Consider the following 14629-nt stretch of genomic DNA (forward strand, 5'->3'; position numbering starts at 1 on the left):
TTTAAAAGCACCTTTAAAGGCCCTAGAATCTTGCCATTGTCCCTCTCGATAAATGGGTTGATACAACAATGACCTACCCCGTCCTCGCCGATCTGGCAGCATCCATCACCGACCTGAAGAAAGACCCAATGGGCACCATTCGCGAAGCACGCGGCGAAACCGTGGTGATCCTCAATCGGAACGAACCGGCTTTTTATGCGGTGCCACCCGATCGCTATGAGGCGATGATGGACCTGATTGACGACCTGCAACTTGCCGAACTGGTCCGCCAGCGGCGTGGAGGGCCCACCATGAAGGTGGATATCGATGAACTCATCGCCGAGGCCGAACGCGACTGCAAGCTACAACCTTGAATTTGATCCACGGGCGCAAAAAGAATTTCGCAAGCTCGAGCCTCAATTGCGGCTGCAGTTTGCAAAAAAACTGAAAGAGCGGCTGGTCAGGCCCAAGGTCGAGAAAGACAAGCTCACGTCAATGGCCAATTGCTACAAGATCAAGTTGAAGTCAGCCGGCTATAGGCTGGTCTATGAAGTGATCGATCACCGCGTCGTGGTGCTGGTCGTCGCGGTGGGCAAGCGAGAAGGATGTGCTGTCTATGAAGTCGCGCGTACGCGCTTGAGCTAAACGTTGTTTGCCCTGGCCGGCCTCATCGCGGGGCAAGCCCGCTCCCACGCAGATCCTGCTCTCACGAAGATTATTCGTGGGAGCGGGCTTGCCTCGCGCTGAGGCCAGCACAGGCAAATATCACTGCACCTGCTGCTGCGGCGTCTCCTGCCCCATGCAGCGCACCGCACGCTTGCGGTTGTCCACCAGCACGCCGGTCAGGCCCTTCTGCTGGGTGTCGAACAGCACCAGCACGCCATCGACGCACTGCGCCACCTGCGGCGCCGGGTCCAGCGACACCTTGTAGTCCTCGCCGGGGATGGTCTTGAGCATGGTGAAGTCCTGCAGCAACAGGGCATCTTCCGGCTTGGCGAAATGCAGGTAGCCGTAATACCAGAGGGCCCCCACCGTCACGATGATGCTGCCGACACCGGTCAGGATCAGCGGGATGGCGTTGCGTTCTTCACTCATTGCTGGTTGTTCTCGTCAGGGTAGTTGGGTACTTCGGCCAGGCGGCGCAGGCCGTTGAAGTGGCTGGGGTCGTCCAGAAAGCGCAGCATCACCTCACGCCATGTCGGGTCGGCGAAGGTCTGCACATGGCCACCCCGGGTAAGCTGCAGCACCCGCGGCGGCGGGGCGTGCTGGTACAAGCGGATGCCGTTTTCAAGCGGCACCAGCTGGTCATCCAGGCTGTGGAAGAACAGCTTTGGCGGGCTGCTCAGCTTTTCAATGGAGCGGATCGCGCTGTCGCCATCCGGCACCAGCCACGACAGCGGCACCTGCAGCGGCCAGGTCAACCACGAGGTGCTCAGGGCATAACGGCCGACGCTGCGGTAGCTGGCCGGCACGCCGTCGAAAACCAGGGCGCTGAAGCGCTGGCGCTGCTCGGGGTGCGCCGCCAGGTAATGGATGGCCATGGCCCCACCCAGGCTCTGGCCCAGCAGCACCAGCGGCTTGCCCTGCACCTCGGGGGCGCGGCCCAGCCAGGCCATGGCGGCGGCGATATCGTCGTACACCTCGGGCAGGCTCGGCTTGCCCTGCGACAGGCCATAACCGCGGTAATCGATCATCAGCACCTGCCAGCCCTGCTCGGGCAGCCAGTAGCTGCCCCCCAGGTGGCCGGCCAGGTTGCCGCCGTTACCATGCAGGTGCAGCACCGTGCCCTTGACCTCGACCCCGGCCTTGGCCGGCAGCCACCAGCCGTGCAGGCGCACGCCGTCGGCGGTGGTCAGGGTGATGTCGCGGTACGCAAGCTTGGCCCGCTCTGGGGTGAACGGCTGGCCGCGCTCGGGGAAGAACAGCAGGCTGCTGCAACCGCCCAGCCCCAGCAGCACCAGGCCAAGCAACAGCAGGCGGCAGCGCTCAGAGAATGTTCGCGTAGTCGGCTTCAATACGGTCCAGGCTCAGGTGGTTGAGGAAGTTGGAGAAGCACATCCAGGCCGACAGCGCGTTAAGGTCGCGGAACTGCTCCGGCAGGTACTTGGGCGGCTCCACCAACCCTTCTTCGACCAGTTGGCGTAGCGTGCGCATGTCTTCCAGGGTGGTCTTGCCGCAGAACAGCAAGGGGATCTGCTCCAGCTTGCCCTTCTTCACGGCCAACTGAATGTAGTTGTAAACCATGATGAAGCCCTTGAGGTAGGACAAGTCCTTGGTGAATGGCAGGCCGTTGGGCACCGAGCCGCGGAACACCCGGCTGGCGTTGCTGTAGCTCTGGGCCATTTCGAAGCCCTGCTCGCGGAAGAAGCTGAACACCTGCAGGAAGTCGGCGCCCTCCTCGACCATGTGGATGGCCCGGGTGCGGTTGGCCAGCTTGCGCAGGCGGCTGGGGTAGGAGGCGAAGGCGATCACCTCCATCAGGATCGCCAGGCCTTCCTGGGTCACGGTCGACGAGGGCGGGCCCTTGGCCAGGAAGGTGCAGATCGGCTGGTTCAGGCCGTTGAGGGTGGTGCCGACGTGCACCAGCCCCTCGTGCACCTCCAGCGCGCGCACATCACGGCTGTTGAACATGGCGTCGGCGCGCACCTTGATGTAGTCGGCGCCGGCCGCAGCGTCGGCGACGATACCGTCGGACTCGAACACGCGGATGGTCTCTTCGGCCTCGCCGAACACCTTGTTCAGCCGGCGCTGAAGAATCTCCACGGCCTCTTTGGCGGTGAGGTTTTTCGGTTCGTCCTTGAGGTCGCCGCGCCCGTCGATGTTGTCGAGGTAGTTGGACAGCATCAGGCCCAGGTCGGCCAGGGTCGGGTCACCGGCGTGGAAGGCGTCGGAGGCTGCGCCGTAGAGCTCTTGCGAGATCAGCCCGAAGTCCTCGGTGCCACGCGCCTCGAGCATGCGCACCACCATGCGGTACTCGCGGCACATGCGCTTCATGATCTGCCCGACCGGGTTGAACTGGCCGAGCTGGCGGATGATGTCGCGCTCGATGCTCTGGAACTCGGCCTTCACCGCGCCGGAGTCGAACGACAACGGGCGGTTCTGGTAATAGGCCCGGTCGATGGCCGGCGGCTCCTTGCCCTTGGCCTTGAGGAAGCCCTGGCGCACGTTGTCGTCCCATTTCACCGCGTCCAGCACCCGGATCGGGGTCTGCGCCGCGACGATGCGATCGGAGAGGCTGCGGATGGTCTGCTGGTATTCGTCCACCGGGGACTCCTTATCGGAACATTGTGCCAAGCCCTGCTTTGCCTGTTCGGGCCTCATCGCGGGCAAGCCCGCTCCTACAGGAGCATCGCAGGGGTCAAGTCCAGTGCCGGGCGCGCGAAGAGACTACTTGCCCGAGCGCTGGAAGCGCGCCACCTCGACGAACAGGTCGGAGTTGGCCGGGTCGTCCAGGTAGGCCAGCACCCGCGCCGACGGGCTGTCGATCAGCACGCCTTCGCCGTTCTCGTCAGGTACCTGGGTGGTGCGCCCGGTCAGTTCTTTTTGCTCCACCGCCTGCTGCACCTGCTCCACATCCAGGTTGTACAGCACCAGTTCCTTGCCCTCGACGATGTCGAAGCCGCCAATCAGGAAGTTGCCGCCCATGGCCTTGGGCACGCCGGCAGACAGGTACCAGCGGTTGCCATGGCGCGAAACGGTGAAGGTGTACTCCTGCGCCGCCTTGCCCTTGGCCGTGGCGACGGCCTTGTAGGCGTCGGCGCCGCTGCGGCTGATCACAAGCTTCAACGGCTCGCCCCAGGCATCCTTGCTGCTCCACTTGCCGAGCAGCGCCTTGGGCGCCGCCTGGTTGGCCGGCAGCGGCTCGTGGAAGGTCACCAGACACCCGCCCAGCAAGAGGAATGACAAGGTCAACAGCACCACACGCCAGGCTTTCATCAGGTTCTCCTTGAAAATTCGGTCGCCTCAGGCCGAAGCCAGCACCATCTGCAGGTATCGGACAAGAATAGCGAGCATCTGCTCATCGGCCTGTGCATCAGCGCCCTTGAGCAGGCCCTGATATTCCATCTGCTCGATGATGGCCGTCAACATCTGGGCGTCCTGCTCGGGCTGGCGCGAGCCCACCACCTGCAGCATCTGTCGCGCACCATGCAGCAGAATCTGCTCGTGGGCGCAGACCAGCTCGGCCAGGCGCGGGCACAGTAGCGCCTCCTGGCGAAAGCCCTGCTCGGCCATGAGGAAGTCGCGGCGGTTGTTGAGCTGGCGGATCACGTAGTCGGCGGTCATGCGTGCCACTTCGTTGACCAGCCGCGCGCGCGCCTCGGGGCTGCCATCGCCCTGGGCGAGCAGCTGGCGCAGCACCACTTCGGTATTGGCCCACAGCTTGGCCATGTAGGCAGCGCTGCGTTCGACGTACTGGGCGAAGGTGTCGGCCAGCAGGTCCTGGATATCCTTGAAGTAGTAGGTGGTGGCCGACAGCGGCACACCGGCCTCGGCAGCCACCGCACGGTGGCGCACGCCGCGCACGCCGTCGCGCACGACAATACGCATGGCGGCATCGAGGATCTGCTGGCGGCGCTGTTCGCTGCCCTGGCGGGCAGTCTTGCGGCCCTGGTACTGCACGCTCTCGGCGACTGCGGTGGCGATGCCGGCGGCGCCTTGGTGGGGCATGGCGGGGGTCACTGGGGGTACCTCATGAAAATGGCTGGCTGTACCGGCCTCATCGCCGGCAAGCCGGCTCCTACAGGTTCGATGCAATCCCTGTAGGAGCCGGCTTGCCGGCGATAGGGCCCTCAGCAGGCATGAAAAAGCCGCCTCGAAAGGCGGCTTGTTCACATCGCTCAGGCTTGTGGGCGCATGTGCGGGAACAGGATCACGTCGCGGATCGACGGCGAGTTGGTCAGCAGCATCACCAGGCGGTCGATGCCGATGCCTTCACCGGCGGTCGGCGGCATGCCGTACTCCAGGGCGCGGACGAAGTCGGCGTCGTAGTGCATGGCTTCGTCGTCACCGGCGTCTTTCTCGGCCACCTGGGCCAGGAAGCGCTCGGCCTGGTCTTCGGCATCGTTGAGTTCGGAGTAGGCGTTGGCGATTTCGCGGCCACCGATGAACAGCTCGAAGCGGTCGGTCACGGCCGGGTTGTCGTCGTTGCGACGGGCCAGCGGCGAGACTTCGAACGGGTACTCGGTGATGAAGTGCGGCTGCTCCAGCTTGTGCTCCACCAGCTCTTCGAAAATCATCACCTGCAGCTTGCCCAGGCCTTCGTGGCCGAGCACCTTGGCGCCGGCCTTTTTCGCGATATCGCGGGCGCGGTCGACGTCCTGCAGGTCGGCGGCGGTCAGCTCTGGGTTGTACTTGAGGATCGAGTCGAACACCGACAGGCGCACGAACGGCTCGCCGAAGTGGAACACCTTGTCGCCGTATGGCACGTCGGTAGTCCCCAGGACAAGCTGCGCCAGCTCGCGGAACAGTTCCTCGGTGAGGTCCATGTTGTCGCGGTAGTCGGCGTAGGCCTGGTAGAACTCGAGCATGGTGAATTCAGGGTTGTGACGGGTCGAGACACCTTCGTTACGGAAGTTGCGGTTGATCTCGAACACCTTCTCGAAGCCGCCAACCACCAGGCGCTTGAGGTACAGCTCCGGCGCGATGCGCAGGAACATGGCCATGTCTAGGGCGTTGTGGTGGGTTTCGAACGGCTTGGCCGCAGCACCGCCAGGGATGGTCTGCAGCATGGGTGTTTCGACTTCGAGGAAGTCACGCTCGATGAGGAACTTGCGGATGTGCGAGATCACCTGCGAGCGCACACGGAAGGTGTGGCGGGTTTCTTCGTTGACCATCAGGTCGACGTAACGCTGGCGATAGCGCTGCTCGGTGTCGGTCAGGCCGTGGTGCTTGTCCGGCAGCGGGCGCAGCGACTTGGTCAGCAGGCGCACGTTGGTCATTTCGACGTACAGGTCGCCCTTGCCGGAACGGGCCAGGGTGCCTTCGGCGCTGATGATGTCGCCCAGGTCCCAGGTCTTGACCGCGGCCAGGGTTTCTTCGGGCAGGGTCTTGCGGTTGACGTAGACCTGGATACGCCCGGTCATGTCCTGGATAACCATGAACGAGCCACGGTTGAGCATGATGCGGCCAGCCACCTTGACCGGGATCGCGGCTGCTTCCAGCTCTTCCTTGGTCTTGTCCGCGTACTGCTTTTGCAGGTCGTTGCAGTAGCTGTCGCGACGGAAGTCGTTGGGGAAGGCGTTGCCCTTGGCGCGCTCTGCAGCAAGTTTTTCCTTGCGCAGGGCGATCAGGGCGTTTTCTTCCTGTTGCAGGTCTTGCGATTCGGTCTTGAGGTCGCTCATGTCGTCAGTCTTTCCATCAGGTATTCGTTGCCCCTGTCGGGCAGGGCAGGCGATACCGGCACATCGGGCCTGGTATCGCGGCGGTGGTGTACAGGTTACAGGCCCTGCTTGAGGCTTGCCTCGAGGTATTCGTCGATGTCGCCATCGAGCACCTTGTTGCAGTCGCTGCGCTCGACGCCGGTCCGCAGGTCCTTGATGCGCGAGTCATCCAGCACGTAGGAGCGGATCTGGTGGCCCCAGCCGATGTCCGACTTGCTGTCTTCCAGGGCTTGCGAGGCGGCGTTGCGCTTTTGCATTTCCAGCTCGTACAACTTGGCCCGCAGCATTTTCATGGCGGTATCCTTGTTGGCGTGCTGCGAACGTTCGTTCTGGCAGGCCACCACGGTGTTGGTCGGCACGTGGGTGATACGCACCGCCGAGTCGGTGGTGTTGACGTGCTGGCCACCGGCGCCCGAGGAGCGATAGGTGTCGATGCGCAGGTCCGACGGGTTGATCTCGATTTCGACCTTGTCGTCGATTTCAGGGGAGACGAACACTGCCGAGAACGAGGTGTGGCGACGGGCCCCGGAGTCGAACGGGCTCTTGCGTACCAGGCGGTGCACGCCGATCTCGGTGCGCAGCCAGCCAAAGGCGTACTCGCCCTTGATGTGCACGGTGGCGCCCTTGATGCCGGCGACTTCACCTTCGGACAGCTCGATGATGGTGGCGTCGAAACCGCGCTTGTCGGCCCAGCGCAGGTACATGCGCAGCAGGATGTTGGCCCAGTCCTGGGCCTCGGTGCCGCCGGAGCCGGCCTGGATGTCCAGGTAGGCGTTGTTCGGGTCCATCTCGCCACTGAACATGCGACGGAACTCGAGCAGGGCGAGGGATTCCTCCAGCCCTTGCAGCTCGGTCACGACATCGCTGACAGCGCCTTCGTCGTTTTCCTCGACCGCCATGTCGAGCAGGTCCTTGCAGTCGCCAAGGCCGTTGGACAGTTTGTCGAGGGTCTCGACCACCTGCGCCAGCATGGCACGTTCGCGGCCCAGGGCCTGGGCGTACTCGGGCTTGTTCCAGACGGCGGCGTCTTCCAGCTCGCGGTTTACTTCGACCAGACGATCATGCTTGTGATCGTAGTCAAAGATACCCCCGAATGGACTGGGAACGCTCGGTGAGGTCCTTGATGGTGTTCAGGATCGGTTGGATTTCCATGGGCGGGCAGCTCTCGTGCGAATTCGGTGAAAAGCCCGCGAGTATAGCGCCATTCGCGCCACGGCGGCAGCCCCGCCGGGCAGGCGCTGCATATCCCTTGTAGGAGCAACTTTCTTGCTCAATTTTTAAAAGCCGACTCGATTCTTGTGGGAAGCGGCCTTGCCGGGGCGCCGTGCGGTCGCGATTGGGCTGCGCAGCAGCCCCGGCGATTTTGCAGGGCGCCGATACTCTGGGGGCGCTACGCGCCCCGTCGCGACACAAGGCCGCTTCCCACAGGATTGCACAGAGCCTGAGTCTGGCGCTGTACCTGTACAAGCGGCTTGAGCCTGTACGATCAGGCAATCCCCACCTGGTTGCGGCCGTTGTGCTTGGCCAGGTACAGCCCCTTGTCCGCCGCCGAGATGAGCTGCCGGCAATGGCTGCCCTGGCTTGGCGTCTGGGTTGCCAGGCCGATGCTCACGGTCAGGTGCGAGCCGGCTTCGGGGGCGATGTGCGGGATGCTCAGGGCGATGATGCTCTGGCGCAGTTTCTCGGCCACCAGCCGCGCGCCGCCCGGCGAGGTGTTGGGCAGCACCAGGGCGAACTCCTCGCCGCCATAGCGCGCCGGCAGGTCGCTGGGGCGCGCGCAGCAGCTACGGATGCCTTCGGCCACCTGGCGCAGCGCCTCGTCGCCAGCCAGGTGACCGAAGCTGTCGTTGTAGGCCTTGAAGTAGTCGACGTCGATCATCAGCAGCGACAACTGCTGCTGCTCACGCAGGGCCCGGCGCCATTCCAGCTCCAGGTACTCGTCGAAGTGGCGGCGGTTGGACAGCCCGGTCAGGCCGTCGGAGTTCATCAGCCGCTGCAGCATCAGGTTGGTGTCGAGCAGTTGCTGCTGGCTCACCCGCAGGGCGCGGTAGGCTTCATCGCGCTGCAGCAGGGTGAGGTAGGAGCGCGAGTGGTAGCGAATGCGCGCCACCAGCTCGATGGTGTCGGGCAGCTTGACCAGGTAGTCGTTGGCGCCGGCGGCAAAGGCCGCGCTCTTGACCAGCGGGTCTTCCTTGGTCGACAGGACGATGATCGGGATGTCCTGGGTGGCCGGGTTGTTGCGGTACTCGCGCACCAGGGTCAGGCCGTCCAGGCCCGGCATGATCAGGTCCTGCAGAATCACCGTGGGCTTGATGCGCATGGCCTGGGCCACGGCCTGATGCGGGTCGGCGCAAAAATGGAAGTCGATGTTCTCTTCCTGGGCCAGCCCGCGACGCACTGCCTCACCGATCATGGCCTGGTCATCCACCAGCAGGACCATGGCCGAGTTTTCGTTGGTGGTCGTCAGACCTTCGGTTGGCAGATCATTCATCCCTAGTGTCCTGTCTCGAAAATAAGCTGGCCAGGCGGCGTGAGTCATTACAAGTAGTCATTTCGAATAGACTTCCATCAGTCGCCCGGCGATACGCTCCAACGGACGGATTTCCACTGCCGCATTGATTGCTGCGGCAGCCTTGGGCATACCGTACACCGCACTGCTCTGTTGGTCCTGGGCGATGGTCAGAAAGCCGCGCTCGCGCATCAGCTTCAAACCTTGGGCGCCATCGCGGCCCATGCCGGTGAGCAACACGCCCACCGCTTCACCGGCCCAGTAGCGTGCCACGCTTTCGAAGAACACGTCGATCGACGGTCGGTAGATCTCGTTGACGGGTTCGGCAGTGTAGGCCAACTGGCCGTTCTGCAGCAGGCGGATATGGTGGTTGGTGCCGGCCAGCAGCACCTGGCCCGGCTGCGGCGGCTCGCCCTCACGGGCCAGGCGCACCGGCAGGCCACTGGCCGAGGCCAGCCATTCGGCCATGCCGGCGGCAAAGACCTGGTCGACGTGCTGCACCAGCACGATGGCCGCCGGAAAGGTTCGCGGCAGCCCCTTTAGCAGCACCTCCAGCGCCGCCGGCCCGCCGGCGGACGAGCCGATCGCCACCAGGCCCTGGCGCTGCGCGGCTTCGCGCACGGGCGCCGGCACCGCGCGCGGCGCGCTGGGCCGCTGCTGACCGATCAGCCAGGCAATGTTGAGGATCTTGCGCAGCAGCGGCGCCGCTGCTTCGCGCGGGTCACCAGCGCCCAGGGCCGGGGTGTCGACCACATCCAGCGCGCCGTGGCCCATGGCCTCGAACACCCGGTGCACGTTCTGCTTGCGGTCGACGGTGACGATGACGATGGCGCAGGGAGTCTCGGCCATGATCCGCCGGGTGGCCTCCACGCCGTCCATCACCGGCATGATCAGGTCCATCAGGATCAGGTCGGGGGTCTGTTCGGCGCAGCGGGCAATGGCTTCGGCGCCATTGCTGGCCACCCACACCACCTGGTGCGCAGGCTCGAAGGCCAGCGCCCGGCGCAGGGCCTCCACAGCCATGGGCATGTCGTTGACGATGGCGATCTTCATCCCTGGGCCCCTCCGATCAGCTCCTCGACGGCATCCAGCAACGCATCGTCATGGAAGCTGGCCTTGGCCAGATAATAGTCGGCGCCGGCATCCAGTCCACGCCGGCGGTCTTCCTCGCGGTCCTTGTACGACACCACCATCACCGGCAGCGATTGCAGGCGGTGGTCGCGACGCACCAGGGTGACCAGCTCGATACCGTCCATGCGCGGCATGTCGATGTCGGTGATCAGCAGGTCGAAGTCATCGCTGCGCAGGGCGTTCCAGCCGTCCATGCCATCCACCGCCACCGCCACGTCGTAGCCGCGGTTGCCGAGCAGCTTGCGCTGCAGCTCGCGCACGGTCAGCGAGTCGTCCACCACCAGCACGCGCTTGCGGGCCACCCCACGGCCACTTCTGGCGCCGCGCTCGATGCGCTCCAGGCGGCCGGTGCTGAGCAGTTTCTCCACCGAGCGCAGCAGGTCTTCGACGTCGATGATCAGCACCACCGAGCCATCGTCGAGCAATGCGCCGGACGAGATGTCCTGAACCTTGCCCAACCGCGGGTCAAGCGGCATCACCACCAACACCCGCTCGCCGATCAGCCGCTGCACGGCCACACCGTACAGCTGGTCGCGCTCGCGGATCACCACCACCCGCAGGCTGTGCCCCTCATCCTGGGTGGCCGGGCGGTTGAGCAACTGGCTGGCGGCCACCAGGCCGATGTGCCGACCCTCGTGCCAGAAATGCTGGCGCCCCTCGATCTGCACGATATCCTCGGCCGCTACATCCAGGGTGCGTTCGATATGCGCCAGGGGGAAGGCATAGGCCTCGCCGCCCTCCTCCACCACCAGGCTGCGCACCACCGACAGGGTCAAGGGCACTTCGAGGTGGAAGCAGCAGCCCTGCCCGGCCACTTGGGTCAGCTCGATGGCTCCGCGCAGTTCGCGCACCATGTGCTGCACCGCATCCAGCCCGACCCCGCGGCCGGACACTTCGGTGACCTTGTCGCGCAGGCTGAAGCCCGGCAGGAACAGGAAGCTCAACAGCTCCGCCTCGCTCATCTGCGCCACGGTGTCGGCCGGCGACAGGCCGCGCTCGACGATGCTGCGGCTCAGGCGCTGCAGGTCGATACCGGCCCCGTCGTCGGTCAGTTCCAGCACCAGCAGCCCGGCCTGGTGCGAGGCGCGCAGGCGCACGGTGCCCTCCTCGGGCTTGCCGGCCAGCAGGCGCCGCTCGGGCGACTCGATGCCATGGTCGACGGCGTTGCGCAAAAGGTGAGTGAGCGGGGCTTCGAGCTTTTCCAGCACATCGCGGTCGACCTGGGTCTTCTCGCCCTCGACCACCAGGCGCACGGGTTTACCCAGCGAGCGGCCAAGGTCGCGGACCATGCGGCTCTGCCCGTTCAGCACATCGGCGAACGGGCGCATGCGGCAGGCCAGGGCGGTGTCGTACAGCAGTTGCGCACGCTGGCTGGCCTGCCAGCCGAACTCGTCGAGGTCGGTGGCCTGCTGCAGCAAAATCTGTTGGGTTTCGGCCAGCAGTTGCTGGGTTTGCGCCAGGGCTTGCAGCACTTCGGCATTCTGCCCGCTGGCTTCGAGCTGGGCCTTGAGCCCGTCCAGCGCGCGCATGCCCTGGCCGTGCATGCGCTTGAGGCGCTGCAAGGTGGCCAGGTAGGGCTTCAGGCGCTGGGTCTCGACCAGGGATTTGCTCGACAGGTCGAGCAGGCTGTTCAGGCGGTCGGCGGTAACCCGCAACACCCGCTCGCCGTTCTCGCCGGTGCGCTTGCCGGCTTTGCGCGGTGCGTGCGGCTCGGGCTCGGCGGCAGGCTCAGGCAGCGGTTCGCTGGCCACAGGCGGTTCGGGCAGTACAGGTGCAGCCGGTGCAGGGGTGGCCGGCACCGGCAGCGCCTGCGCGGCGGCCGGGTCCAGCAGGCCTGCAAGTTGTGCCAGAAACGCCGGCACCGCAGCCTCGCCCCCCGGGTCGCCGGGGGTGGCGATGCGCATCAGCAGGTCAGTGCCCTGCAGCAGCGCATCGATATGCTCCGGGCGCAGCCGCAGGCGGCCTTCCTGGGCGGCCACCAGGCAGTCTTCCATCACATGGGCGACGCTGACCCCGGCGTCGATGCCGACGATACGCGCCGCGCCCTTGAGCGAGTGGGCCGCGCGCATGCAGGCTTCGAGCTGGTCGGGCTGCGCCGGGTTGCGCTCCAACGCCATCAGGCCTGCGCTGAGCACCTGGGTTTGCGCCTCGGCCTCCAGGCTGAACAGCTCGAGCAGCGAAGCGTCGCGCATTTGCTCGGGGGTCATGACAGGCTCCGCTTCACGGCTTGCAATAAGTGGTCTTCATCCAGCACCCGCACGCTGCGGTTGCGCCATTGCAGCACGGCGGCGGTGAAGTGGGCGGTGTCGCGGCCTTGGTCGAGGTGTGCAGGGTCGAGCCGGTGAATGCCGTCGATCTCGTCCACCGGCACCACCACCGGCCCGCCCTCGGCAGCCAGTATCAGCATGCGCGGCAGGTTGCGCCCGCTACGCTCGCCGGCAGGCTCGCCCGCTACTCCCAGCAGGTCGGCCAGCGACAGGCACGGCACCAGCGCACCGCGCACATTGGCCACCCCCTGCAGCACCCGCGAGCGTTGGTGCGGCAGCGAATGCACCGGCTGCGTCGGGGCGATCTCGGCCAGGCAAACGGTGGGCAGTGCCAGCCATTCCTCACCCAGGCGGAACAGCAGCATTGAGCGGCCAGTGGCAGGCTCCTGCGCAGCCATCGGAGCGGCCAGCACGTCGTCTTCGACCAGCGCGTAGCGGTCCAGCAAACGCGTGGCAGCAGAGGCGTACACCTCGCAGTTGCGGCAGTGGATATGCCGCGCAAGCAGCGGGCATTGCTTGTCGCCGTGCACGCCGATGCGGTTCCAGCAGTCGTCGATGGCCTCGTCTTGGTGGGCAATCACTTGCATGTCCAGGCCTGTGCTCATCGTTCAGACTCCCGACCGGCCCGCGCCGCGCGCTCCTGCAAGCGCCGGGCGCCTGCCGCATCGCCTTGTGCAGCCAGCAGCGCTGCCAGGTGCATCAGTGTCTCGGGGTGTTGGGGCTCCAGGTACAGGGCCTTGCGGTAGTGGACGATGGCCTGGGTGGCATCGCCTTCGGTGTCGCTGAGCAGGCCCAGCCAGTAGTACACCTGCGCCTTGGGGGCGAACTGCTTGAGGTAGCGCTCGCAGCCGGCACGAGCCTGCTGGTTGTCGCCACCATTGGCGGCCTGGGCGATGAGCGCCAGCAACTGCGCCTCGCTTTCACGGGCCGGCGCGGGTTGCGGCGCTGGGCTGGCCGGGCGCGGCGCCCGGGGCGCCAGTGGCACCACCTTGGGCAGCGCAGGCTGGCGTTGCGGGCGCTCGGCTTGTTCAGCTGGCGTGGGTGCCGGGTCGGCCTGGCGCACATAAGCGAACGACTGGGCAATACCCACCGGGCGCATGCCCAGGCGCGCCAGCAGGCTGCCCTCGGCCGGGCCGATGAACAGCACGCCCTGGACATGGGTCAGGCGCTTTAGCACCTCGAACACCCGCTGCTGGGTCGGCACGTCGAAATAAATCAGCAGGTTGCGGCAGAACACGAAGTCGTACAGGCCGTCACGGCTTTTCAGCGCCGGGTCCAGCACATTGCCTGCCTGCAGGCTCACCTGCCGGCGCACCCGCTCATCCAGGCGGTGAACTTCACCCTCGGCGCTGAAGTGCCGGTCGCGAAACGCCAGGTCGCTGCCACGGAACGAGTTGCGGCCGTACTCGGCCTGTTGCGCCCGGGCTACCGAGTTGGGGCTGATGTCCATGGCGTCGATCAGGAAGCTGTCCGGGCACAGGCCACCGTCAAGCAAAGCCATGGCGATCGAATAGGGTTCCTCACCGGTGGAACACGGCAGGCTGAGGATGCGCAGCGGCCGCGCCCCGGCCAGCTCAGCCTGGCGCTTGCGGGCAAGGGTCAGCAAGGCGTCGAAGGATTCGGGGTAACGGAAGAACCAGGTCTCGGGGACGATCACCGCCTCGATCAGGGCCTGCTGCTCGGCCGCCGACTGGCGCAGGCGCAGCCAGTAGTCGTCCAGGTCGGTTGCCTGCACGGCCTGACTGCGCTGGTGCAAGGCGCGCTCGACCATGGCCACGCCGACCGACTCCACGTCCAGGCCAATGCGCTCCTGCAAGAAGCGGAAGAACCGTTGTTCGCTCATGCGCGCTCCTGCCCTGGCTCATCGGGGAACAACAACGGGCGCACGGCTTCGGGCAGCAGGTCCTGCACGCGAATGCGCTGCAACAGCCCGGCGGCGTCCTGGCGCACCGGCCCCAGGTACGGCGCCTCGGCGTTGTCCAGCCCGTAGGGCTGAAACTCCTCGGGCTGGCAGCGCAGGGTGTCGGTGGCCTGCTCGAGCACCAGCCCCAGTTGCAGGCCCGGGCGCAGCGGGTCGCCGTCGTAACGCACCAGCACCAGGCGGGTGCTGCTGCGGGCCGCTGCCGGGGTGGCGAAGCACAGCGCCGACAGGTCGATCACCGGCACCAGCTCACCGCGGTGGGCCAGAATGCCGGCGACCCAGGCCGGGGCCCGGGGGATCGGCTTGAGCGGGCGGCGTGGCAACACTTCGATCACCTCGCGCACGTCCAGCGCAAAGCGCTGCTGGCCAATGCGAAACTGCAGGTAGAGCACGCCCTTGGCGGCGGCCGTGCGCTCATCGCGCGGATGCAGGTCGGTCATGG

Annotated in this window: 15 protein-coding genes; 2 read left to right on the plus strand and 13 right to left on the minus strand. The window is 65.8% G+C overall.

Going from position 1 to position 14629, the window contains the following annotated elements; genetic code table 11:
- The first annotated feature begins 68 nt into the window (after positions 1–68).
- Together KSS94_RS21140 and KSS94_RS21145 are read left to right on the plus strand one after the other, a co-directional pair.
- Positions 69–353 (plus strand): type II toxin-antitoxin system Phd/YefM family antitoxin, encoded by a 285-nt coding sequence (locus KSS94_RS21140; RefSeq protein ID WP_217840005.1) that lies wholly within the window; start codon positions 69–71, stop codon positions 351–353.
- On the plus strand, positions 307–624 hold the full coding sequence (locus tag KSS94_RS21145; protein WP_217840006.1) for a type II toxin-antitoxin system RelE family toxin: 318 nt from the start codon (positions 307–309) through the stop codon (positions 622–624). Before KSS94_RS21140 ends, KSS94_RS21145 begins: the two co-directional genes overlap by 47 nt.
- A 120-nt stretch (positions 625–744) precedes the next feature.
- On the opposite strand, the gene KSS94_RS21150 is transcribed toward KSS94_RS21145, so the two are convergent.
- The 13 genes from KSS94_RS21150 to KSS94_RS21210 form a co-directional block, all read right to left on the minus strand.
- Positions 745–1074 (minus strand): PA3694 family proteiin, encoded by a 330-nt coding sequence (locus tag KSS94_RS21150; protein ID WP_217840007.1) that lies wholly within the window; start codon positions 1072–1074, stop codon positions 745–747.
- Positions 1071–1994, minus strand: a complete 924-nt coding sequence (locus tag KSS94_RS21155; RefSeq protein ID WP_217840008.1) for an alpha/beta hydrolase — start codon at positions 1992–1994, stop codon at positions 1071–1073. The genes KSS94_RS21150 and KSS94_RS21155 overlap by 4 nt, the downstream gene beginning before the upstream one ends.
- Positions 1966–3300 carry a flavohemoglobin expression-modulating QEGLA motif protein gene (locus tag KSS94_RS21160; protein ID WP_217843640.1) on the minus strand — a complete coding sequence of 445 codons (1335 nt, stop codon included), beginning with the start codon at positions 3298–3300 and terminating at the stop codon, positions 1966–1968. Before KSS94_RS21160 ends, KSS94_RS21155 begins: the two co-directional genes overlap by 29 nt.
- Positions 3301–3366: 66 nt before the next feature.
- Positions 3367–3915 carry a hypothetical protein gene (locus tag KSS94_RS21165; protein WP_217840009.1) on the minus strand — a complete coding sequence of 183 codons (549 nt, stop codon included), beginning with the start codon at positions 3913–3915 and terminating at the stop codon, positions 3367–3369.
- 27 nt (positions 3916–3942) lie between these two features.
- A complete protein-coding gene (locus tag KSS94_RS21170) occupies positions 3943–4647 on the minus strand; it encodes a TetR/AcrR family transcriptional regulator (protein ID WP_217840010.1) in 705 nt (234 codons plus the stop codon).
- A 170-nt stretch (positions 4648–4817) separates the two neighbouring features.
- Complete coding sequence (lysS, locus tag KSS94_RS21175) at positions 4818–6320, minus strand: lysine--tRNA ligase (RefSeq protein ID WP_217840011.1); 1503 nt, start codon at positions 6318–6320, stop codon at positions 4818–4820.
- A gap of 95 nt (positions 6321–6415) precedes the next feature.
- Positions 6416–7511, minus strand: a protein-coding gene (gene prfB / locus KSS94_RS21180; RefSeq protein WP_217840012.1) for a peptide chain release factor 2 whose coding sequence is annotated in 2 segments (ribosomal slippage) — positions 6416–7438 and positions 7440–7511 — 1095 coding nt in all. Because the reading frame shifts where the segments join, the coding sequence is not laid out codon by codon here.
- 334 nt (positions 7512–7845) lie between these two features.
- Complete coding sequence (locus KSS94_RS21185) at positions 7846–8850, minus strand: response regulator (RefSeq protein ID WP_217840013.1); 1005 nt, start codon at positions 8848–8850, stop codon at positions 7846–7848.
- A 57-nt stretch (positions 8851–8907) separates the two neighbouring features.
- The gene (locus KSS94_RS21190) at positions 8908–9921 is read right to left on the minus strand and encodes a chemotaxis response regulator protein-glutamate methylesterase (protein WP_217840014.1); all 1014 of its coding nucleotides are present in this window, start codon (positions 9919–9921) and stop codon (positions 8908–8910) included.
- Positions 9918–12206, minus strand: coding sequence for a hybrid sensor histidine kinase/response regulator (locus tag KSS94_RS21195; RefSeq protein ID WP_217840015.1), 2289 nt, complete (start codon positions 12204–12206; stop codon positions 9918–9920). Before KSS94_RS21195 ends, KSS94_RS21190 begins: the two co-directional genes overlap by 4 nt.
- Positions 12203–12871 carry a chemotaxis protein CheW gene (locus KSS94_RS21200; protein ID WP_217840016.1) on the minus strand — a complete coding sequence of 223 codons (669 nt, stop codon included), beginning with the start codon at positions 12869–12871 and terminating at the stop codon, positions 12203–12205. The genes KSS94_RS21195 and KSS94_RS21200 overlap by 4 nt, the downstream gene beginning before the upstream one ends.
- Positions 12868–14109 (minus strand): CheR family methyltransferase, encoded by a 1242-nt coding sequence (locus KSS94_RS21205; protein WP_217840017.1) that lies wholly within the window; start codon positions 14107–14109, stop codon positions 12868–12870. Before KSS94_RS21205 ends, KSS94_RS21200 begins: the two co-directional genes overlap by 4 nt.
- Positions 14106–14627, minus strand: a complete 522-nt coding sequence (locus KSS94_RS21210; RefSeq protein WP_217840018.1) for a chemotaxis protein CheW — start codon at positions 14625–14627, stop codon at positions 14106–14108. The genes KSS94_RS21205 and KSS94_RS21210 overlap by 4 nt, the downstream gene beginning before the upstream one ends.
- Positions 14628–14629 lie beyond the last annotated feature (2 nt).

It is taken from the genome of Pseudomonas fakonensis (assembly GCF_019139895.1).
In the GTDB taxonomy this organism is placed as follows: domain Bacteria; phylum Pseudomonadota; class Gammaproteobacteria; order Pseudomonadales; family Pseudomonadaceae; genus Aquipseudomonas; species Aquipseudomonas fakonensis.